At 60.5% G+C, this 21,025-nt stretch carries 17 protein-coding genes, 1 pseudogene and 1 riboswitch; of the genes and pseudogenes, 12 read left to right on the forward strand and 6 right to left on the reverse strand.

Annotated features, from left to right (window positions below):
- Nucleotide 1: 1 nt before the first annotated feature.
- Both K0F88_RS05005 and K0F88_RS05010 read left to right on the forward strand, forming a co-directional pair.
- The gene (locus K0F88_RS05005) at nucleotides 2-262 is read left to right on the forward strand and encodes a putative signal transducing protein (RefSeq protein WP_010458208.1); all 261 of its coding nucleotides are present in this window, start codon (nucleotides 2-4) and stop codon (nucleotides 260-262) included.
- Between the two features lie 35 nt (nucleotides 263-297).
- On the forward strand, nucleotides 298-921 hold the full coding sequence (locus K0F88_RS05010; protein ID WP_219094386.1) for an SOS response-associated peptidase: 624 nt from the start codon (nucleotides 298-300) through the stop codon (nucleotides 919-921).
- 105 nt (nucleotides 922-1,026) lie between these two features.
- Here K0F88_RS05010 and K0F88_RS32935 read toward each other — a convergent pair whose 3' ends face one another.
- Nucleotides 1,027-1,869, reverse strand: a complete 843-nt coding sequence (locus tag K0F88_RS32935; protein ID WP_370654477.1) for a methyl-accepting chemotaxis protein — start codon at nucleotides 1,867-1,869, stop codon at nucleotides 1,027-1,029.
- Nucleotides 1,870-1,881: 12 nt separating this feature from the next.
- Nucleotides 1,882-3,168: pseudogene (locus K0F88_RS32940) on the reverse strand (HAMP domain-containing protein); the annotation flags it as partial.
- Nucleotides 3,169-3,379: 211 nt separating this feature from the next.
- Between K0F88_RS32940 and K0F88_RS05020 the strand changes: the two are divergent.
- Nucleotides 3,380-4,195 carry a M48 family metallopeptidase gene (locus tag K0F88_RS05020; protein WP_219094388.1) on the forward strand — a complete coding sequence of 272 codons (816 nt, stop codon included), beginning with the start codon at nucleotides 3,380-3,382 and terminating at the stop codon, nucleotides 4,193-4,195.
- A gap of 148 nt (nucleotides 4,196-4,343) precedes the next feature.
- Here K0F88_RS05020 and K0F88_RS05025 read toward each other — a convergent pair whose 3' ends face one another.
- The 3 genes from K0F88_RS05025 to K0F88_RS05035 form a co-directional block, all read right to left on the reverse strand.
- A complete protein-coding gene (locus tag K0F88_RS05025; RefSeq protein WP_219094612.1) occupies nucleotides 4,344-4,928 on the reverse strand; it encodes a TMEM165/GDT1 family protein in 585 nt (194 codons plus the stop codon).
- Nucleotides 4,929-5,020: 92 nt separating this feature from the next.
- Nucleotides 5,021-5,143, reverse strand: a riboswitch (yybP-ykoY riboswitch).
- Between the two features lie 41 nt (nucleotides 5,144-5,184).
- Nucleotides 5,185-6,183 carry a class I SAM-dependent methyltransferase gene (locus tag K0F88_RS05030; protein WP_219094390.1) on the reverse strand — a complete coding sequence of 333 codons (999 nt, stop codon included), beginning with the start codon at nucleotides 6,181-6,183 and terminating at the stop codon, nucleotides 5,185-5,187.
- A gap of 33 nt (nucleotides 6,184-6,216) precedes the next feature.
- Nucleotides 6,217-7,182: a 2-hydroxyacid dehydrogenase gene (locus K0F88_RS05035; RefSeq protein WP_219094392.1), complete on the reverse strand. Its 966-nt coding sequence runs from the start codon at nucleotides 7,180-7,182 to the stop codon at nucleotides 6,217-6,219.
- A 242-nt stretch (nucleotides 7,183-7,424) separates the two neighbouring features.
- On the opposite strand from K0F88_RS05035, the gene K0F88_RS05040 reads away from it, so the two are divergent.
- The 7 genes from K0F88_RS05040 (at nucleotide 7,425) to K0F88_RS05070 (ending at nucleotide 18,089) form a co-directional block, all read left to right on the forward strand.
- Complete coding sequence (locus tag K0F88_RS05040) at nucleotides 7,425-8,054, forward strand: LysE family translocator (RefSeq protein ID WP_219094394.1); 630 nt, start codon at nucleotides 7,425-7,427, stop codon at nucleotides 8,052-8,054.
- Nucleotides 8,055-8,204: 150 nt separating this feature from the next.
- Entirely contained in the window at nucleotides 8,205-9,887 is a 1,683-nt protein-coding gene (locus tag K0F88_RS05045; protein ID WP_219094396.1) for a fatty acid--CoA ligase, read from the forward strand.
- Nucleotides 9,888-10,224: 337 nt separating this feature from the next.
- Complete coding sequence (locus K0F88_RS05050; RefSeq protein WP_219094398.1) at nucleotides 10,225-12,111, forward strand: DUF1302 domain-containing protein; 1,887 nt, start codon at nucleotides 10,225-10,227, stop codon at nucleotides 12,109-12,111.
- Nucleotides 12,112-12,139: 28 nt separating this feature from the next.
- Nucleotides 12,140-13,504, forward strand: a complete 1,365-nt coding sequence (locus K0F88_RS05055) for a DUF1329 domain-containing protein (protein ID WP_219094400.1) — start codon at nucleotides 12,140-12,142, stop codon at nucleotides 13,502-13,504.
- 305 nt (nucleotides 13,505-13,809) lie between these two features.
- Nucleotides 13,810-16,548, forward strand: coding sequence for a LuxR C-terminal-related transcriptional regulator (locus K0F88_RS05060; protein ID WP_219094402.1), 2,739 nt, complete (start codon nucleotides 13,810-13,812; stop codon nucleotides 16,546-16,548).
- A gap of 87 nt (nucleotides 16,549-16,635) precedes the next feature.
- Nucleotides 16,636-17,277 (forward strand): MBL fold metallo-hydrolase, encoded by a 642-nt coding sequence (locus tag K0F88_RS05065; RefSeq protein WP_219094404.1) that lies wholly within the window; start codon nucleotides 16,636-16,638, stop codon nucleotides 17,275-17,277.
- Nucleotides 17,278-17,381: 104 nt separating this feature from the next.
- On the forward strand, nucleotides 17,382-18,089 hold the full coding sequence (locus tag K0F88_RS05070) for an OmpA family protein (RefSeq protein ID WP_219094406.1): 708 nt from the start codon (nucleotides 17,382-17,384) through the stop codon (nucleotides 18,087-18,089).
- Nucleotides 18,090-18,359: 270 nt separating this feature from the next.
- On the opposite strand, the gene K0F88_RS05075 is transcribed toward K0F88_RS05070, so the two are convergent.
- Nucleotides 18,360-18,794, reverse strand: coding sequence for a YhcB family protein (locus K0F88_RS05075; protein WP_109634733.1), 435 nt, complete (start codon nucleotides 18,792-18,794; stop codon nucleotides 18,360-18,362).
- Between the two features lie 144 nt (nucleotides 18,795-18,938).
- On the opposite strand from K0F88_RS05075, the gene K0F88_RS05080 reads away from it, so the two are divergent.
- Nucleotides 18,939-19,568 (forward strand): alpha/beta hydrolase, encoded by a 630-nt coding sequence (locus K0F88_RS05080; protein ID WP_219094408.1) that lies wholly within the window; start codon nucleotides 18,939-18,941, stop codon nucleotides 19,566-19,568.
- Between the two features lie 24 nt (nucleotides 19,569-19,592).
- Nucleotides 19,593-20,948 (forward strand): tryptophan--tRNA ligase, encoded by a 1,356-nt coding sequence (locus K0F88_RS05085; protein WP_219094410.1) that lies wholly within the window; start codon nucleotides 19,593-19,595, stop codon nucleotides 20,946-20,948.
- The last annotated feature ends 77 nt before the right edge of the window (nucleotides 20,949-21,025 follow it).

A 21,025-nucleotide genomic window follows, 5' to 3' on the forward strand; every position in this document is an offset into this window, starting at 1 on the left:
TATGCAGCGAATCTACGAGCCGGAAAACCTCATGGAAGGTGAGTTGCTGCAAGGCATGCTGGCCAGCGAGGGCATCGAGGCGCATCTGGTGGGCCGCGATTTAATCGGCGGGACCGGTGAACTGCCGATCTATGGCCTGCTGGGCTTGTCGGTGGATAACGACCAGGCCGAATACGCCCGCGAGCTGATCACCGCGTACAATGCCGCGCTGCCACTGCCCGGTGATGAACCGGACAGTTTTCCCGGCACGCTGGTCTGTTAGGCTGGCGTTCGTTTTATTGAGAGTCGTGTTGCCCCATGTGTGGACGTTATGCCCTGTTTCGCTGGAACCCCGCCTTCGCGGCCCTGCCTGGCTTCCCCGCCGATCAGCAGGCCCAGTGGAATATTTCCCCCAACGATTCGGTGCTGATGCTGCGTGCCGGCGCAGACGCCCAGCGTGAGTTGGCGCGGGCGCGTTGGGGTTTGACGCCGCCATGGCTGACCGATCTTTCCCGCACCCCGGCCCATGCCCGGGCTGAAACCGTCGCTGAACAACCGATGTTTCGCCAGGCCTTGCGCGAACGCCGTTGCCTGCTGCCGGCCAACGGTTTTTACGAATGGCGTGGCACGACCCGCAAGCGCCCGTATTGGCTGACGCCGGGGGAGGGTTCGACCTTGTTTTTTGCGGCAATCTGGGAAGCGTATCCAGTGCAGGAGCAGGTGTGGCTGAGCACGGCGGTGATCACCCAGCCGGCGGCGAGTCAGCGTCGGCCATTGATTCTGGACGAGGCGGGGCAGCAAGCATGGCTCGATCCCGAGACGCCGCTGCATGTATTGCAAGGGTTGCTGGCCAGTGAGCCCGCGGCGTTGCGCGAGCGGGTGTTGGCAAATCTGGTGAATGATCCGAAGCTCAATGGGCCGGAGTGTCTGACTCCGGGTTGATTCGGCGCCTGTGCCGACGCCTTCGCGGGCAAGCCCGCTCCCACAGGGATTTATGGCGCTCACAAAACCTGTGGGAGCGGGCTTGCCCGCGAAGGGGCCTTCGGATCAGACCTTGAACTGATTGATCAACCGCCGCTGCTGCTCAGCCAGCTTGGTCAAATCCGCACTCGCCGCGCTCGATTCATCCGCCCCGCCTGCCACTTCATTGGCCACTTGCCCAATGTTGATCACGTTACGGTTGATGTCATCCGCCACCGCGCTTTGCTCTTCGGCCGCACTGGCAATCTGGGTGTTCATGTCATTGATCACCGACACCGCCTGAGTAATGGTCTCCAGCGCTTCAGCCGCTTTCGCCGCATGTTGCACGCTTTCGTCTGTACGGTTCTGGCTGTCCTCCATCACCCGTACCACATCGCGGGTGCCTTGTTGCAGCTGTTGGATCATGGTCTGGATTTCTTCCGTGGCCTTCTGGGTTTTCTGCGCCAGGTTGCGCACTTCATCGGCCACCACCGCAAAACCCCGTCCCTGTTCGCCCGCGCGGGCCGCTTCAATGGCTGCGTTCAAGGCCAGCAGATTGGTTTGTTCGGCGATCCCGCGAATGGCGGTCAGGATCGCGTTGATGTTCTCGCTGTCCTTGGCCAGGGTCTGGACCACGCCCACCGCCTTGCCGATTTCAATTGCCAGCACGCCAATCGAATTCGACGTATCCCGAACAATTTGCATGCCCTGGGCCGCTGCCTGATCTGCATGGCTGGCGGCTTGTGCGGCCTGGGTCGCGTTGCGTGCCACGTCTTGAGCGGTGGCGGTCATTTCATGCACCGCTGTCGCCACTTGATCGATCTCGGCCATCTGCTTTTGCACACCGATGTTGGTGCGGATGGCAATGTCAGCGGTGTGTTCCGACGAATCGCTGACGCTCTGCACCGAGGTCACGACCTGGGTGATCATTGCCTGTAGCTTGGCCAGGAAAGTATTGAAGCCTTTGGCAATCGACCCCAGTTCGTCGGCGCGGTCGCTGGTCAGGCGGCGTGTCAGGTCGCCTTCACCTTTGGCGATATCGTCGAGCATCGCCACCATTTGCTTGAGCGGCCGTGCGATGCCATGGCCCACCAGCCAGATCACCAACAGACCGATACCGGCGATCAACAAACCGACCATGGCCATGCCGAAGGTGTCGGATTTGCGTTGAGCGTCCAGGTCGCCTTGCAGTTTTTGCAGGTCGGCCATCACGGCGTTCAGCGGCAGTTGCAGCATCAAGGTCCAGCGCGCATCGGTCTGTCCGATGCCGAAGGGCAGGTACAACTCGATCCGCCCCTGGGCCTTGTCGACGGTGTAGGTCACTTCGCCGCGTTTGAGGTTGGCCATGTTGGCGATCTGCTTGCTGTCGAGAATGTCGCTGACCTTTTCGCCGAACTTGCTCGGGTCCTTGGTGTAGGCAACGATCCGGCCATTACCACCGATCAGCGCCATTTCCCCCGCGCCGCTGTACAGTTTCTGATTCGCGCCCAGCAACATTTCCTGGATGAAGTTCACCGACAAGTCTGCGCCGACGATGCCCTGGAAGGCGCCGTTGAGCATGATCGGTTCAATAAACGAGGCGAGCATGACGATCTTGTCGCCGACCTTGTAGGGCGCCGGATCGATCACGCAGGATTTTTTGGTTTCCTTGGAACACAGGTAGTACTCGCTGGCACGGACCCCGGTGGACAGGGTTTTCTGGTCGTCGACGTCCACCAGTTTGTCCAGGCCCAGGGTGCCGTCTTCGTTGCGGAACCACCATGGCAGGAAGCGCCCGTTGCTGGCGTCGATGCCGACCACCTTGGTGTCGACGTAGGCCGCATCGTTGTGATCGAGCGCGTCTTTTTCCCAACCTATATAGGTGCCGAGAATTTTCGGGTTCTTGGCCACGTTTTCCTTGATCAGGCTGATCAACTGTTCCCGGCTCAGGCTCAAGGTCGGCTGGCCATCGGCGCCCGGCGTACCGATCAACGCGTTGACCCGCACCAGGCCGCCGGCGATCAGCAGCGGCGCTTCGAGTTCGCGCTGGATCTGGCTCACCTGGGTTTGCGCCAGAGAGGTCAGGCGCTGCTCGATGACTTGCTCGAATTGCGCCTGGGTCCGCTGCTGGACCATGTCTTGCGTCCGGGCGCCGGAAAACAGTGCGTACAGCACCAGCGCGGCGACTACGCTAAGAACGATGGCGCCAGCGAGGGCGGCCACGGAAAACTGGATCGACTTGAATTTCATGGGTGCTCCGCACGCAAGAGGACGTCTGCGGTGGTGTATCGGCAGGGCGTGCGCGGGGCATGAGCGGCGAAGGGGCAAATGACCGTTTTGGACGGGTCGATGTCGCTATCAGACAGGTGCCGAACCTTTGTGCTGTCAGGCAGTCAGTGCTGTATGAATCTTTTGCTACGACCGTTGCTCGATCGGGTGGCGGATTAAAGGGAGTGCCTTGATGAACAAGTCTCTGGTTGTGTGCGTGTTGGGTTCGGCGCTGTTGCTCAACGGCTGCGAGACCGTGAACACCACCAGTGCCGGTGAAGTCGGTGTCGTACGTCAGCAAAAGATGTTTACGCTGCTATCGAGCGAACAGGTCAATCAAGCGTATGCGCAGGATTACCAGCAGACGTTGGGCGATGCCAGCAACAAAAACATCCTCGATAAAACCAGTGCTGACGCCAAGCGTGTTCAGGCGATTGCCGATCGCCTGATTGCTCAGGCGCCAACGTTTCGCCCGGATTCTGCGCAATGGAAGTGGGAGGTCAACCTGATCAAGAGCGATGATCTCAACGCCAACTGCGGTCCTGGCGGCAAAATCATTGTCTACACCGGGTTAATCGACAAACTGCAACTGACCGATGACGAACTGGCCGCGGTAATGGGGCATGAAATCGCCCACGCTCTGCGCGAGCACGGCCGTGAAGCGCTGTCCAAGGCCTATCCCGTGACTTTTGCGCAGCAAATTGCCGTAGCGGCCGGGGCGCCTGTGCAGCTTGTGGAAGTGGGAAGTAACGGCGTGAACCTGTTGATGACCTTGCCCAACAGCCGCACCAATGAAAATGAAGCCGACCTGATCGGTCTGGAACTGGCGGCTCGCGCCGGTTACAACCCGAATGCCGCGCTGACCTTGTGGGACAAGATGAGCAAGGCTTCTGAAGGCGCTCCACCGGAATTCCTCAGTACACACCCGTCTTCGAGCAGCCGGACGGCGGCGTTGCAGGCAGCGATTCCGAAGGTGATGCCGTTGTACGAGAAAGCGCCTAAATCCTGATAGTCAGGCGTTGATGCCGCTGACGCCTTCGCGGGCAAGCCTCGCTCCTACAGGTTTTGGTCGATTACATAATTTGTATATGACACAAAACCTGTAGGAGCGAGGCTTGCCCGCGAAGAACGATAACGCGGTCTAACGCCCTACCACGTCAAACCCAGCCGCTGCTCTGCATCGCCTTGTACACCGCCACAATCGCCAGGATCAGGAACGCCGCTGCCGCCAGGCGACGGATCAGGGTGAGCGGCAATTTGTCCGCGGCAAAGTTACCGGCCAACACCACCGGCACGTTGGCAATCAGCATCCCGGCGGTGGTGCCGATGATTACCAGCCACAAATCCGGGTATTGCGCGGCGAGCATCACTGTGGCGACCTGGGTTTTGTCGCCCATTTCCGCCAGGAAAAACGCAATCAGCGTGGTCAGGAACGGCCCGAACTTGCGGGCGGTGCTGGCTTCATCGTCGTCCATCTTGTCCGGCACCAGGGTCCACAGCGCGGTCGCGGCGAAGCTCGCTGCCAGGATCCAGTGCAACACCGCATTCGAGAAGAAACTGCCGAACCAGGCACCTACCGCACCGGCCGCCGCATGGTTGGCCAGGGTCGCAGCGACGATGCCGGCGATGATCGGCCAGGGTTTGCGAAAGCGTGCAGCGAGAATGAGCGCGAGCAGTTGCGTCTTGTCGCCGATTTCGGCCAAGGCAACGATTGCGGTGGGAACGAGCAGAGAGTCCAACATCATCAGGGTTTTCCTAAGGGGCGGGTCGACACGGCTATGACACGTACAGCCTTCCCGCCCCGGGTAAGGTGTTCGTGTCATAGGTCTTGTCAAACCCTGCGATCCGTCTGATGCGGACGCTTGGGTCGCATACGCCATGGTCTGAGGACCAAGTATGTTGACGTATGCCGGACGAGCATGGCGCTCGTGGGAGACTACTCCCCTAGGACGGAGCGGATTCTGCCTAGGCGAAACCCGTTAGGCAAGCACTTATTTGTCAGCCTCGTTTGGCCCGATAAATTCTGAAACCCTGTCCCTCGGCCTTGATCGCACACACGCCCAAGTGCTCTTCGATCAGCGGCTGATACTTCAGGAAGCTGTTCGCGACCAAGCGCAGTTCGCCACCATTTTTCAGATGTTTGGCCGCTTTTCGCAGCAAGTTCTCAGTGGCGAAGTAGTCCGTGTGGACGCCGACATGGAACGGAGGATTGCTCAGAATTGCACTTAAACCCATCGGTGCCGCGTCGATACCGTCACCGGTAATCACGTCCGCTTCCAGACCATTGGCAGCCAGCGTCAGACGACTGCTGGCAGCCGCAAATGCGTCGACGTCGAGCAACGTCACCTGATTGTGTGGATAACGGCGTTTCACCGCCGCACCCAACACGCCCGCGCCGCAACCGAAGTCGAGCAAGTGGCCGCTCGGCAACTTGTCCAGATGCTCCAACAGCAGCGCGCTACCCCGATCCAGCCGACCGTGGCTGAACACGCCCGGCAGGCTGATGACTTTCAGCGGACCTTCGGCCAGCGGCAATTCATAGGTCTGGGCCAGGCTTTCCAGCGACTTGGCGGCTGGCGCGTTGGCCACGGTAACCAGCCAGAGCTGGCAATGCCGCGCGCTGTCGAGCTTGCGTGGCTTGCCGAACGGGTTCAATTGTTTGGCCGCGCCTTCGATACCGCTGCGTTTTTCACCCACCAGGTACAACTCGCGACCAGCCAGGCGCGAGGCGAGGGCGTTGAGGATGTAGTCGGTCAGGTCCTTGGACTTGGGCAAAAACACCACCGCGGTCTCGAACTCGCGCTCGGGTGCGTTTACGCCAAAATGACTGCGCTCGGGGAAGCGTGCCTCCAGCGCCGCTTGATCGCCGGCATGCCAGCACCAGCCATGGGCGTCGGGCAGACGGCCGAGCAAGTCGTCGGCGGGCAAGCCGGCCAGCAGCACCGAACCCTGGAATAACTCGGCCTGACGAAGCAGTACTTCACTGCGCGGATCCATAACTGCTCCTGTGAAAAAAAGTGCCGCAGTCTATCAACTGACGACCCGCAGCGCTTTACCGCTGAAGTACCCCTGGGCATTTTCGGTCAGCTGACCGACGATCCTTTGTCGCGCCTCGCGACTGCCCCAGGCGTTGTGCGGCGTGACGATCAACCGTGGAATGTCGTGGGCCAGCAACGGATTGCCGGCGGTCGGTGGCTCGACGCTCAGCACATCGGTGGCCGCGCCGCCCAGATGACCGTTGCGCAAGGCATCGGCCAGCGCCTGCTCATCGATCAAGCCACCGCGCGCGGTGTTGACCACGAACGCGCCGGGTTTCATCGAGGCCAGTTCGCGTGTACCGATGAAGTGGCGGGTGTGTTCGTTGAGCGGGCAGTGCAGGGTAAGCGCATCGATTTGCGGCAGCAGTTCATCCAGCGGCAAGCGATCCGGCCGGGTAGGGCGCCCCGGAATCTGACCCAGCAGCACGCGCATGCCGAAGGCTTCGGCCAGCCGTGCGACGGCGCCGCCCAGTTCGCCATGGCCGAGCAGGCCGAGGGTTTTGCCCTCGAGTTCGACAATCGGGTAATCCAGCAGGCAGAACTGTTTCGCTTGCTGCCAGCGGCCTTCACCGACGGCTTTCTGATAGTCCGCGAGGCGCGTGGCCAGGTTGAGCAGCAACATGATCGTGTGCTGCGCCACCGACGGTGTGCCGTAGCCCTGGCAGTTGCAGACCGTGATGCCGTGGGCACGAGCCGCCGCGAGGTCGACGTTGTTGGTGCCGGTGGCGGTGATCAGGATCAGCTTCAGATCAGGGCTGGCGGCGATGGCGTTGGCGTCGATCAGGATCTTGTTGCTGATGGCTACGGTGGCGCCCTTGAGGCGTTCGATCACCTGCTCCGGCGTGGTTTGTGCGAACAGCTGCAAGTCGTCAAAGCAGTCGCGCAACGGGCTGAGATCGAGGTCGCCCAGGTCCAGCGAAGGATGGTCGAGGAAAACGGCGCGGCGAGAGTTCGTCATCAACTGTACCTTTTGTGCGGTGAACTGAAGGCGTAATCTGCCGAGCCTACCAGATGAAACAAATGGTTACCCATTGCCAGGCTGGACGCTGGACCTGTGGGAGCGAGCTTGCTCGCGATAGCGATCTGAGATTCAGCAAAGGTGTTGAATTTTAATCCCGTATCGCGAGCAAGCTCGCTCCCACAGGGGTTGGCGTTGACCTGTGAATTTCAATCAGACCGATCTACCCCAAAGGAGCCCCCATGTACTGGACAGAGTTCTTGACCGTTGCCCTGATTCACTTGCTCGCCGTCGCCAGCCCGGGCCCGGATTTCGCCGTGGTGGTGCGTGAAAGCGTGACTCATGGCCGTCGCGCCGGGACCTGGACAGCGCTGGGCGTGGGTACGGCGATTTTCCTGCACGTCGGCTATTCATTGCTCGGCATCGGCCTGATCGTGTCCCAGTCGATCGTGCTGTTCAACGCCTTGAAATGGGCGGCTGCCGCGTACCTGCTGTACATCGGCTACAAGGCCCTGCGCGCGCAACCGGCCAAAGCGGTCGACGACGATCTGCACAAAGAGGCCGGCGAACGCACACCTCGCGGCGCCTTCACCTCAGGTTTCGTGACCAACGGCCTGAACCCGAAAGCCACGCTGTTCTTCCTGTCGCTGTTCACCGTGGTGATCAACCCGCACACGCCGCTGGCGGTACAGGCGGGCTACGGGCTCTATCTCGCGGCGGCGACGGCCGTATGGTTCTGCCTCGTGGCGCGGCTGTTCAGTCAGCAGCGCGTGCGCGCCGGTTTTGCCCGGATGGGCCATTGGTTCGACCGGACCATGGGCGTGGTACTGATTGCCATCGGCGTGAAACTCGCCTTCACCGAGATGCATTGATCGCTCGGAGCGAATTCCTGCAGATGCTGGCGTAAAGCTAGCATTTGTACGGCTCTGCAAATCATTCCTTTGGCTGATTTGGCCGGCGTGTAAGGGTTCTAGAGTGTTTACCTCTAAAGCCAACACCGTGCAGTCAGAAAAGGGATTCTTATGTTGCAGACTCGCGTTATCCCCCCCGCCGAAGGCGCTTACCAGTATCCGCTGCTGATCAAGCGGCTGCTGATGTCCGGCGCTCGTTACGAGAAAACCCGCGAGATCATTTACCGCGACCAGTTGCGCTACAGCTATCCGACCCTGATCGAGCGGGTCGCGCGGCTTGCCAACGTGCTCACGGCGGCCGGGGTCAAGGCCGGCGATACCGTGGCGGTGATGGACTGGGATAGCCATCGGTATCTGGAATGCATGTTTGCCATCCCGATGATTGGCGCGGTGATTCACACCATCAACGTACGCCTGTCACCGGAACAGATCCTCTACACCATGAACCACGCCGAGGACCGCTTCGTGTTGGTCAACAGCGAGTTCGTCGGGCTGTACCAGGCGATTGCCGGGCACCTGACCACGGTAGAGAAAACCCTGCTGCTGACCGACCTGCCGGAAAAAACCGCCGATTTGCCAAACCTGGTCGGCGAGTACGAGCAGTTGCTGGCGGCCGCGAGCACGCAGTACGACTTCAAGGATTTCGACGAAAACTCGGTCGCAACCACGTTCTACACCACGGGCACCACCGGCAACCCTAAAGGCGTGTACTTCACCCACCGGCAACTGGTGCTGCACACCATGGGCGTGTCGACCATCATGGGCGCCATCGACAGCGTGCGGCTGCTGGGCACCAACGACGTGTACATGCCGATCACACCAATGTTCCACGTGCATGCCTGGGGCTTGCCGTATGTGGCGACCATGCTCGGGCTCAAGCAGGTTTATCCCGGCCGTTACGACCCGGAATACTTGGTGGAGCTGTGGCGCAAGGAGAAGGTCACCTTTTCCCACTGCGTGCCCACGATCCTGCAGATGGTCCTCAATTCCAAGGCGGCGCAGAGCACCGATTTCGGCGGATGGAAAATCGTCATCGGCGGCAGTGCGCTGAACCGTGCACTGTACGAAGCCGCCAAGGCCAAGGGCATTCAACTGACCGCCGCTTACGGCATGTCGGAAACCGGGCCGTTGGTGTCTTGTGCCCACCTCAACGATGAACTGATGGCCGGCACCGAAGACGAACGCACCACGTATCGCATCAAGGCTGGCGTACCGGGGCCGTTGGTGGAGGCGGCGATCGTCGACGCCGACGGCAACTTCCTGCCCGCCGATGGCGAGACTCAGGGCGAACTGGTGCTGCGTGCGCCGTGGCTCACCGAGGGCTACTTCAACGAACCGCAAAAGGGCGCCGAGCTCTGGGCCGGGGGCTGGCTGCACACCGGCGACGTGGCAACGCTGGACAGCATGGGCGTGATCGACATTCGTGATCGCATCAAAGACGTGATCAAGACCGGCGGCGAGTGGATCTCCTCCCTGGACCTCGAAGATCTGATCAGCCGCCACGTGGCGGTACGCGAAGTAGCAGTGGTGGGCATCGCCGATCCACAGTGGGGCGAGCGCCCGTTTGCGCTGCTGGTGATCCGCGAAGGGCATGAGATCGGGGCTAAGGAGCTCAAGGAACACCTCAAGCCATTCGTGGAATTGGGGCACCTGAGCAAGTGGGCGATCCCGAGTCAGATCGCCCTTGTTACTGAAATTCCCAAGACCAGTGTCGGCAAGCTCGACAAGAAGCGTATCCGCCTCGACATCACTGAGTGGCAGGCCAACAACAGCACCTTCCTTTCGACGCTTTAAGCGCCCTCTGGCGTGCCCAAAAAGGCACGCCAGCCCCACCAAGCAAGCGCTTGGCTTGTGAAATCCGAATTTTCAGCCATCCTTGCCGTGCCGACAGGTGTCGGACTGGCGAAAGGACTGTTCCAGAGTGGCCGGCAGCTGCAAATCACACTTTAGAGGGATCAAGCAGTACTACCTGCTGGCTATAGTCCGCTCAAGGATTTTTAAGAACGGAAGCAAACGCACAAACGGGGCGATGCAATTTTGGAGTGACTTCGGGACGCCTTGGCTCCCCGTCATCCACAACGTTTTTAGAAGTGCTAACTGCCATAACAATAATGCACATGGAGTAGCGTCGATGACATCAGTAAACACGTTCTGGCGCCGGGCGAAATTGCCCCTGGCGGTCAGTCTCGCCTCTTCGCTCGCCGGGCCTGCATTCGGCGTCAGTTTCAACGTTGGTGAAATCGAAGGTCAGTTCGATTCGTCGCTCTCCCTGGGGATGAGCGTGTCGACCCAGTCGCCGAACAAGAACCTGATCGGCGTCAACAACGGCGGGCGCGGCCTGTCCCAGACCTCCGATGACGGCCACCTGAACTTCAAGAGCGGGCAAGCCTTTTCGAAGATCTTCAAGGGCATCCATGACCTTGAATTGAAGTACGGCGATACCGGCGTCTTTGTCCGGGGCAAATACTGGTACGACTTCGCGCTGCAAAACGAAGACCTGGAATTCAAGAACGTCAGCAACGACGGTCGCAAGGAAGGCGCCAAGTCCTCCGGCGGACAAATCCTCGACGCCTTCGTCTACCACAACTACTCCATTGCCGATCAGCCGGGTTCCGTGCGTCTGGGCAAGCAGGTGGTGAGCTGGGGCGAAAGTACGTTCATCGGCGGCGGCATCAACTCGATCAACCCGATCGACGTGTCCGCGTTCCGTCGTCCAGGTGCCGAGATCAAGGAAGGCCTGATCCCGGTCAACATGTTCTACGTGTCCCAGAGCCTGACTGAAAACCTGTCGGCAGAAGCCTTCTACCAGCTGGAATGGGACCAGACCGTTGTCGATAACTGCGGCACGTTCTTCTCGCAGCCGGACATTGTTGCCGATGGTTGCGACAACAACTTGCGGGTGCTGAACAAACGTTCGCAGATTCCAGCCGTTGCGTTGGGTCCATTGGCCGCCAACGGCGTCAACGTCAACGAGGAAGGTGTGCTGGTTCGGCGTGGTGGCGATAGTGATGCTCGCGACAGCGGTCAGTGGGGCGCGTCCTTCAAATACATGTTCGACCCGCTGGACACCGAGTTCGGTGCCTACTTCATGAACTACCACAGCCGTGCGCCGATCTTCAGCGCCACGGGTGCGCCGCAGTCGGTCTATAACACGGCGGCTGCGCTGCCAGGTCCGTTCGCCGCACTCGCGCCGCTGCTGGTGGCAGGTAACTCGAAATACTTCATCGAATACCCTGAAGACATCCGCCTCTACGGTTTGAGCTTCTCCACCACCCTGCCTACCGGTACGGCGTGGAGCGGTGAGATCAGCTATCGTCCGAACGCACCGGTGCAGCTCAACTCCACCGACATTCTGTTCGCCGGCGTACGTCCTCTGGGCGGCGCTCTGGGCAATGCTTCGCTGCTCTCTGCCAGCCCGGGTCAAGACTTGCATGGCTATCGCCGCAAGGAAATCACCCAGTTCCAAACCACCCTCACGCACTTCTTTGACCAGGTCATGGGTGCGAGCCGCCTGACCCTGGTGGGCGAAGTGGGTGTGACTCACGTTGGCGGACTGGAAAGCACTTCCGACGTCCGTTATGGCCGCGATCCGGTCTACGGCCCGGGTGAGTTGCCAGCCACTGGTACGGCGAACACGTGCGTGGCACTCAACACCAGCACCATCAACGGCGCCGGCCCGGGTACTCCGACCAACAACCGCAGCCGCAACTGCAACGACGAAGGTTTCACCACGTCCACTTCGTGGGGTTATCGCGGTCGGGCCATCTGGGAATACAACGACGTGTTCGCCGGTGTGAACCTCAAGCCGAACGTAGCCTGGTCCCACGACGTCAGCGGTTACTCGCCAGGCCCTGGCGGCAACTTCGAAGAAGGTCGCAAAGCGGTGAGCCTGGGCCTCGATGCCGAATACCAGAACACCTACACCGCGAGCCTGGCGTACACCAACTTCTTCGACGGCAAGTACACCACCGTAGATGATCGCGACTTCGTTGCGCTCAGCGTCGGCGTGAACTTCTAAGCACTGTTTTTTCAGGACGAACACACATATGAAAATAACAAAGAGTCTGTTCCACGCTGGAGTTCTGGGGCTTTCGCTGCTGGCGACCAGCGTCATGGCGGCAGTGCCTGCCGCCGAAGCGGACAAACTGGGCAAGAGCCTGACGCCGATGGGCGCCGAAATGGCGGGCAACGCTGACGGTTCGATCCCGGCCTGGAAACCCATGGCGAAAAACGCCGGCACCGTCGACGGCAAAGGCTTCCTGTCTGACCCGTATGCCAGTGAAAAACCGCTGTTCACCATCACCGCGCAGAACGTCGACCAGTACAAGGACAAACTCGCTCCGGGCCAGTACGCGATGTTCAAGCGTTACCCGGAAACCTTCAAGATGCCGGTTTACCCGTCCCATCGCGGCGCGACCGTGCCGGATGCCGTGTTTGCCTCCATCAAGAAAAACGCCACCTCCACTAACCTGGTGTCCGGCGGCAACGGTCTGGAGAACTTCGAAACCGCCGTACCGTTCCCGATTCCAAAGACCGGCGTTGAAGTCATCTGGAACCACATCACCCGCTATCGCGGTGGCAGCGTGACCCGTCTGGTGACCCAGGCCACGCCGCAACCGAACGGCTCGTACAGCCTGGTGTACTTCCAGGATCAGTTCGTGTTCCGCGACAAGATGAAGGACTACGATCCGGCGAACCCGGGCAACATCCTGTTCTACTTCAAGCAGAAAGTGACCGCGCCGGCACGTCTGGCCGGTGGCGTGCTGCTGGTGCACGAAACCCTCGACCAAGTTAAAGAGCCACGTTCGGCGTGGGTCTACAACGCCGGTCAACGTCGCGTGCGTCGTGCGCCACAAGTGTCCTATGACGGGCCGGGTACTGCGGCTGACGGCCTGCGGACCTCCGACAACCTGGACATGTACAACGGTGCCCCGGATCGTTACGACTGGAAACTCGAAGGCAAGAAAGAGATGTACATCGCCTCCGACAGCTACAAGCTCGATTCGCCGCAACTGAAGTACGACGACATCATCAAGGCCGGTCACATCAACCAGGACCTGGCTCGCTACGAGCTGCGCCGGGTCTGGCATGTGGTTGCCACCTTGAAGGAAGGTCAGCGTCACATCTACGCCAAACGTGACTTCTACATTGACGAAGACACCTGGCAAGCCGCGGTGATCGACCACTACGACGGCCGTAATCAACTGTGGCGCGTGGCGGAAGCTCACTCCCAGAACTACTACAACGTGCAAGTGCCGTGGTACACCTTGGAAACCTTGTACGACCTGCAATCGGGCCGTTACCTGGCACTGGGCATGAAGAACGAAGAGAAGTCGGCGTATGACTTCGGCTTCACCGCGACCACCAGCGATTTCACCCCCGCTGCACTGCGTCAGGACGGGGTTCGTTAACCTGTACTGAACAGAGGCCGCATCCTCGAAAAACGCCCCGACTGGTTCGGGGCGTTTTTTTTTGCCTGGATTTTTTCCGTGAGTCTTCGGTGCCTTTGACGGCCCCCATCGCGAGCAAGTCGAATCGTCGCACCGTCGCGATGGGGCGACACGGTCTGTCAGGAAAACCTCATCTCTAGCCCCGCAACTTCTGCTTGTATTCTTTTTGTAGCCATTTGTAGCAATAACCTTCATTCCCTCTTCGTTTACCGATAGTCTGCGGACATCTGCAACGCCGCCACCCGCAATTCAAACAAGAGCCGGCCATGACTGATCTGTCCCCACTCCCGGGCCCTGCAAGCGTTGCCGTCGCGGCACTGGACGGGCGCTTTTTTCGACCCCCGTTGCCCGACGGCCATGTGCTGCGGCCTCGTCTGTGCGAGCGCCTGAGTGCCGGCCTCGGTGGCAGGCTCTTGCTGGTCAGCGCACCCGCCGGGTTCGGCAAGAGTTCATTGGCGGTGGAGTTCTGCCAGGGGCTGCCGGCCCATTGGCACAGTCTGTGGTTGGGGTTGAGTCCTCGAGACAGCGATCCGGGGCGTTTCCTCGAGCGGTTGCTCGAAGGTCTTCAGGATTACTTTCCGAAGCTTGGCAGCCAGGCCCTGGGCCTGCTGAAAATGCGCCAGCGCCATCAGCCCTTCGCCTTCGAAGAATGGCTGGACGGGTTGCTCGATGAACTGGCCATCCACCTTTCGCCGATGACACCTTTGCTGCTGGTGCTGGATGACTATCATCTGGCACAGGGCCCTGTGCTGGATCGTTGCTTGCAGTTTTTCCTCAATCATCTGCCCGATGGCTTGCTGGTCATGGTGACCAGCCGACAGCGTCCCGACTGGCATCTGGCGCGTTTGCGCTTGTCGCGGCAATTGCTTGAGTTGCATGAGCAGGACCTTCGACTGACCCACGATGAAGCCCTCATGTTGCTCGATCGACACAGCAGTTCCTTGCGTGGCGAGGCACTGGAAAACCTGATCCAGCGCAGTGAAGGCTGGGTCGCCGGTCTGCGTTTCTGGTTGCTGGCGGCGTCCGAAGCCGGTACCGACGGTGCGTTGCCGCAGTCGTTGCACGGCGGGGAAGGGCTGATTCGCGATTACCTGCTCGAAGAAGTCATCGATTGCCTGCCCGCCGAAGTGCAGTCGTTCCTGTACGACACCGCGCCTCAGGAGCGTTTTTGCAGCGAGCTCTGCGACGCGGTCCGCGAAGCCCATGACAGTGCTGAAATCCTGCGTTTCCTTCAGGCGCACCAGGTGTTCCTGGTGCCGCTGGACGAGCACGGTCACTGGTATCGCTATCACCATTTGTTTTCCGACCTGCTGCGTACCCGGCCCACCGCTCAGTCGATCGTGCCGGCCGCCAGCCTGCATCTGCGCGCCTGTCGTTGGTTCAATGCGCAGGGGTTGCTCGATGAGGCGGTGGAGCAGGCGTTGCGCGCCGGGCACCTGGACGTTGCGGCGAACCTGGTGCAAAACCTCTCTGAAGAACAACTGCTCGCCGAACAGAATGTCGGCATGCTGCTGCGCTGGAAAATGGACTTGCCCGACAGCCTGCTGATCAGCACACCGCGGCTGATCGTGCTCTACAGCTGGGCATTGGGGCTGGCCTGTCAGTTGGACGCTGCCGAGGAGCTGGCGGCGCACTTGAGCCGCTTCCTGCCAGCCCCGTCGGCCACTGCGCAGAAATCCATGCTGGCGCAATGGCTGGCCCTGAGTGGCATCATCGCCCGGGGGCGAGGCAATCGCGCCCTCACGCAACTTTACTGCACCGAAGCGCTGGAAAGCCTGCCGGCCAAGCGCTACGGGCAACGGCTGATGTGTCTTTCGACGCTGTCCAACCTGGCGATCGCCGACGGCGATCTGTGGCGTGCACGCAGTTTGAACCGGGAATCGCTGGAGTTGGCGCAACGGGTCGGCAACCCGCTGTTCGAAGCGCTGGCCCATTACGACCGCGCACGTGTGCTGCAGGCGCGCGGTGAAATCCTGCGTTCACTGCAAGAAGTGCGTCAGGGCCTGCAACGACTGCAAGGGTTATCCCCGCAACGGCTTTACGCCGTGCGTGCGCGCCTGACCTTGTACGAGGGCTTTTTGCTGGCCGTGCGCTTGCAACCGCAAGCCGCGCGCGTGCGTCTACAAGCCGGTTTGAGTGAAGCACGAGCCTGTCGCGATATCAGCGTGTTGATCGGCCACTGCGTGATCGCCCGGCTCGAAGGCAGCAGCGGCGAGTTCGCCAAAGCCTTCGCCGAGCTCGCCGAAGCTGAACGCCTGATGCACATCTGGGACGTGCCGCCGATCTACTACCTGGCGATGATCACCTTGGTCAAATGCGAACTCTGGCTGGCCCAGGGCCGTACCGATCTGGCCGAAGCCTGGCTGGCGCGACTGGGCCAGACCTACAACGGCGACCACGCGGCGGCACCGCCAGAGTTCCATCCACAGTTGCCACTGCACATCGAATTGCAGCAAGCCTTGCTAGAGGTGATCCAAGGGCAACCAATGCTGGCCGAGGGGCGTTTGAACGCGCTGCTTGAGCATGGCCAGAAATCGGGACGGCAAATGCTCAGCGTGATGGCGCTGACGCAGAAAATCACCCTGTTGCTGGCGAGCGGCCGTGAACCCGAAGCCCGCAAGGCGCTGGCCCAGGCGCTGGAAGCGGCAACCGGTGGCGTCCTGCAACCGTTCGACGCGTTGCTGACCGAACACCCGGACTGGCTGCGTGGGCAACTGCAACTCTGCGCACCAACGGCCGTTTCCCAGAGCCTTGCAGAGAAGCTTCCGGCTGCGGCTATCCGCCCGGTCGTGGAGTCATCCCCGGTTGCCGAACAGCTCAGCGCGCGTGAGCTGGCCGTTCTGCGCCTGATCGCCCAAGGTTGCTCGAACCAGGAAATCAGCGATCAGCTGTTCATCTCGCTGCACACGGTCAAGACCCACGCCAGTCACATCAACAGCAAACTTGGGGTTGAGCGAAGGACGCAGGCGGTGGCGCGGGCCAAAGAATTGGGGGTGCTGGGATAGCGCATTTTGAGATCTACAGGGTCCACAAAAAGACTTGATACGGTTTTGTGCCAAAATTGCCCATCCCTGTTTTCTGAGCATACCCAGATGTCCCAGCAGCCCACCCTTATCCGCGAAACCTTCCCCGTCGGTCCGTTGCAGTGCAACTGCACGATCATCGGCGACCCGATCACCAAAAAAGCCATCGTGGTCGACCCGGGCGGTAATCACGAGTTGATCCTGGCGCGCCTCGACGCCCTCGGCTTGAAGGTGGTCAGCATCATCCACACCCATGCGCACCTGGATCACTTCCTGGCCTCCGGTCAGCTCAAGGAGAAAACCGGCGCGACCCTGCATCTGCATAAAGAAGATCAGTTTCTCTGGGACAATCTGGAGATGCAGTGCCAGATGTTCGGTGTGCCTTACACGCCGGTGCCTTCGCCGGATCGCTGGTTGGCTGATGATGAAGAACTGGCTTGCGGGTGCGGCGTGGCATTGCACACGCCGGGTCATACACCGGGTTCCATGAGCTTTTGGTTTTCCGAGGCCAAGCTGCTGATTGCCGGTGACACGCTGTTTCGTCGCGGGGTAGGCCGCACGGATTTGTGGGGTGGCGATCAGGCGACCATCGTGCGATCGATCAAGGAGCGGCTCTATACGCTCGACGAAGAGGCGACGGTGGTGACCGGGCATGGTCCCGACACGCGGCTGGGCGATGAGATGCGCGAGAACCCGTTTGTGCGGGCCTGATTTGTAACAAGTGGAATTTTTGTCCAGCGAAATGATCCAACGCCCGCAAAGGTTCAATGCCTTAGTCCGTTGCACCACAGAATGCAAAAAACCAGGAGCTCTTCATGTTCACCAAGCAGCGTTTGATTATTGTCGCTACGGCTGTGGCCTTGCTGTCTGGCTGTGCCTCGCCTAACCCTTACGACAACCAGGGCCAGGCCGACGGTGGCTCCACGGGCATGAGCAAAACCGCGAAATACGGTGGTCTCGGCGCGCTGGCCGGTGCGCTGGCCGGTGCCGCCATCGACCACAACAACCGTGGCAAAGGCGCACTGATTGGCGCCGCTGTCGTGGGTGCTTCTGCTGCCGGTTACGGCTACTACGCTGACCAGCAAGAGAAGAAGCTGCGTGCCAGTATGGCGAACACCGGTGTCGAGGTGCAGCGTCAAGGCGATCAGATCAAGCTGATCATGCCGGGCAACATCACGTTCGCCACCGATTCGGCGAATATCGCCTCCAGCTTCTATCAGCCGCTGAACAATCTGGCCGGCTCGCTGAAGGAGTTCAGCCAGAACCAGATCGAAATCGTCGGCTACACCGACAGCACCGGCAGCCGCCAGCACAACATGGACCTGTCCCAGCGTCGTGCGCAGAGCGTGGCGACTTACCTGACCTCGCAAGGTGTCAGCGGCGCCAACTTGTCGGCTCGCGGTGCCGGGCCGGATAACCCGATTGCCAGCAACGGCGATGTTAATGGCCGGGCGCAGAACCGCCGCGTTGAAGTGAACCTGAAGGCGATTCCGGGGCAGCAGTATTCGCAACCGACCCAGTAGTGACAGCCAAGGCCTGACTGAACCCCGGGCGTAAAAAAGCCCGCCCGATTCTCAGCCGATCGGGCGGGTTTTTTGTGTCGCCCGTTCTGGCCCCATCGCGAGCAAGCTCGCTCCGTTCTGTGGCGATCACAAGATAGTGGCAACGCACAAATCCCTGTGGGAGCGAGCTTGCTCGCGATGGGGCCAGATCAGCAAATCAAACAATCAGCAACAAAAAAGCCCCCGGACAATCACTCGTCCGGGGGCTTTTTCATGGCGCGCGAAACCTGATTACTTCTTCAGGCCGTAATGCTCATCGAGCATGCCCGGCGCGTTCGGGGCTTTGGGGGCGTAGTCGCGAGGCGGCTCCTGATTGCGCGGTGGCGTCAGGCGTTCCCGTGGAGCCTGCGCCGCGTCGGCGTGCAGGGCGGCCAGCAAGCGTTGACGAGTCTGCTCGTCCAGGGCCAGGCGGTTGGCACCCTCGGCGAGGTGATCCTGCACTTCCTGATAGCTCGCAGTCAGCTTCTTGACCAGATTTGCAGTGCTGTTGAAGTGGGTGACCACCTCGTTCTGATAACTGTCGAAACGTTCCTGAATGTCATCCAGCTGACGTTGTGTGCTGCTCGGCGCGGCATTCGGCACCAAACGAGCGATCAGGAAACCAATGGCGACACCCACAACCAGGGCAAGAGTCGGCAACAACCAAACTAAGAGCGAGTGTTCCACGAGTCCTTCCTCTATAAACGGCTTTGCTTTACGTTAACGGCTCGAACCTGCGCTGTATACCGCGATTCACTCGCAATAGATTGGCACAGACAATTTGCTAGACGAGTCGACCCGATTCGAGGTCACGGAGTTCCTTCCTTGCTTATGCGCGAAACCCCTGTAGTGATTGATGGCCCGGTCGGCCAACTGGAAGCTCTTTACCTGGATATCGAGCAGCCGCGCGGCATCGCGCTGATCTGCCACCCGAACCCGGTACAGGGCGGCACCATGCTCAACAAAGTCGTCTCGACCCTGCAGCGCACCGCGCGCGACGCCGGTTTGATTACTTTGCGTTTCAACTACCGTGGCGTCGGTGCCAGCGAAGGCGCCCACGACATGGGCACCGGCGAAGTCGACGACGCCCAAGCCGTTGCCGAATGGCTACGGGCCAAACACCCCGAGTTGCCGCTGACCCTGTTCGGTTTCTCCTTCGGTGGTTTTGTTGCAGCAAGTCTCGGCGGACGCCTGGAAGCCAAGGGTGAACAGCTCAAGCATTTGTTCATGGTCGCGCCGGCCGTCATGCGCCTGGGCGATCAGGATCAACTGCCGCAGCAGGGTGAGCTGACCCTGATCCAGCCGGAAACCGACGAAGTGATCGATCCACAACTCGTTTACGAGTGGTCCGACAAGCTCGAACGTCCCCATGAGCTGCTGAAAGTGGCAGAATGCGGACACTTTTTTCATGGCAAGCTGACCGATCTCAAGGATCTGATCCTGCCGCGCCTTTCGAATTGATTGCAGTCTGACAAGCGATTACCCATGACGACTCGTACCCGTATCCTCACCGGCATCACCACCACCGGCACGCCGCACCTGGGCAACTACGCCGGCGCCATCCGCCCGGCGATCCTGGCCAGCCGTGACAGCAATGCCGATTCGTTCTACTTCCTGGCCGACTACCACGCCCTGATCAAATGCGATGACCCGCTGCGCATCCAGCGCTCGCGTCTGGAAATCGCCGCGACCTGGCTGGCCGGTGGCCTGGATGTGGACCGCGTGACGTTCTATCGCCAGTCCGACATCCCGGAAATCCCCGAGCTGACCTGGCTGCTGACCTGCGTTGCCGCCAAGGGCTTGCTCAACCGCGCCCACGCCTACAAGGCTTCGGTGGACAAGAACGTTGAAACCGGCGAAGACCCGGATGCCGGTATCACCATGGGCTTGTACAGCTACCCGGTGCTGATGGCGGCGGACATCCTGATGTTCAACGCCCACAAAGTGCCGGTCGGTCGCGACCAGATCCAGCATGTGGAAATGGCCCGCGACATCGGCCAGCGCTTCAACCATCTGTTTGGCCAGGGCAAAGAATTCTTCACCATGCCCGAGGCGCTGATTGAAGAAAGCGTCGCCACGCTGCCAGGCCTCGACGGTCGCAAGATGTCGAAGAGCTACGACAACACCATTCCGTTGTTCAGCAGCGCCAAAGAGATGAAGGACGCGATTTCGCGGATCGTCACCGACTCCCGCGCGCCGGGCGAAGCCAAGGATCCGGACAATTCGCACCTGTTCACCTTGTTCCAGGCCTTTGCCACGCCAGCACAATCCGACGAGTTCCGCAGCGAACTGTTGCAGGGACTGGGTTGGGGCGAGGCGAAAAATCGTCTGTTCCAACTGCTGGACAGCGAGCTGGGCGAGTCCCGCGAGCGTTATCACCAGCTGATCGAGCGCCCGGCGGACCTGGAAGACATCCTGCAGACCGGCGCCAAAAAGGCCCGTTCGGTCGCCACGCCGTTCCTCAACGAACTGCGTGAAGCGGTCGGCCTGCGCTCTTTCGTCGCTCAGACCCAAGTCGCTGCCACCACCAAAAAGAAAGCCGCGAAAGCCGCGCGTTTTGTCAGCTTCCGCGAGGAAGACAGCAGTTTCCGTTTCCGTCTGCTGGCGGCCGATGGCGAGCAACTGCTGTTGTCGCGCAACTTCGCCGACGGCAAAACAGCAGGCCAGGTGACCAAGCAGCTGCAATCGGGTCAGCCGTTGGATGTGCGCAGTGAGGAGCAGAGCTTCAGCGTCTGGCTGGAAGGCGAGTGCGTGGCCGACAGCCCGACCTTTGCTGACAACGCCGCTCGCGACGTTGCCATCGACGCCCTGCGGGTTGCGCTGACGCCGGTTCAGGAATAAATCAACGGCTCGACCCGACCAAGGGCCGATTGCCATTCCCACGGGCCGTCGCTACAGTGACGGCCCGTTTTTGTTGC

It is taken from the genome of Pseudomonas sp. UMAB-40, assembly GCF_900095275.1.
GTDB classification, from domain to species: Bacteria; Pseudomonadota; Gammaproteobacteria; order Pseudomonadales; family Pseudomonadaceae; genus Aquipseudomonas; species Aquipseudomonas mandelii_B.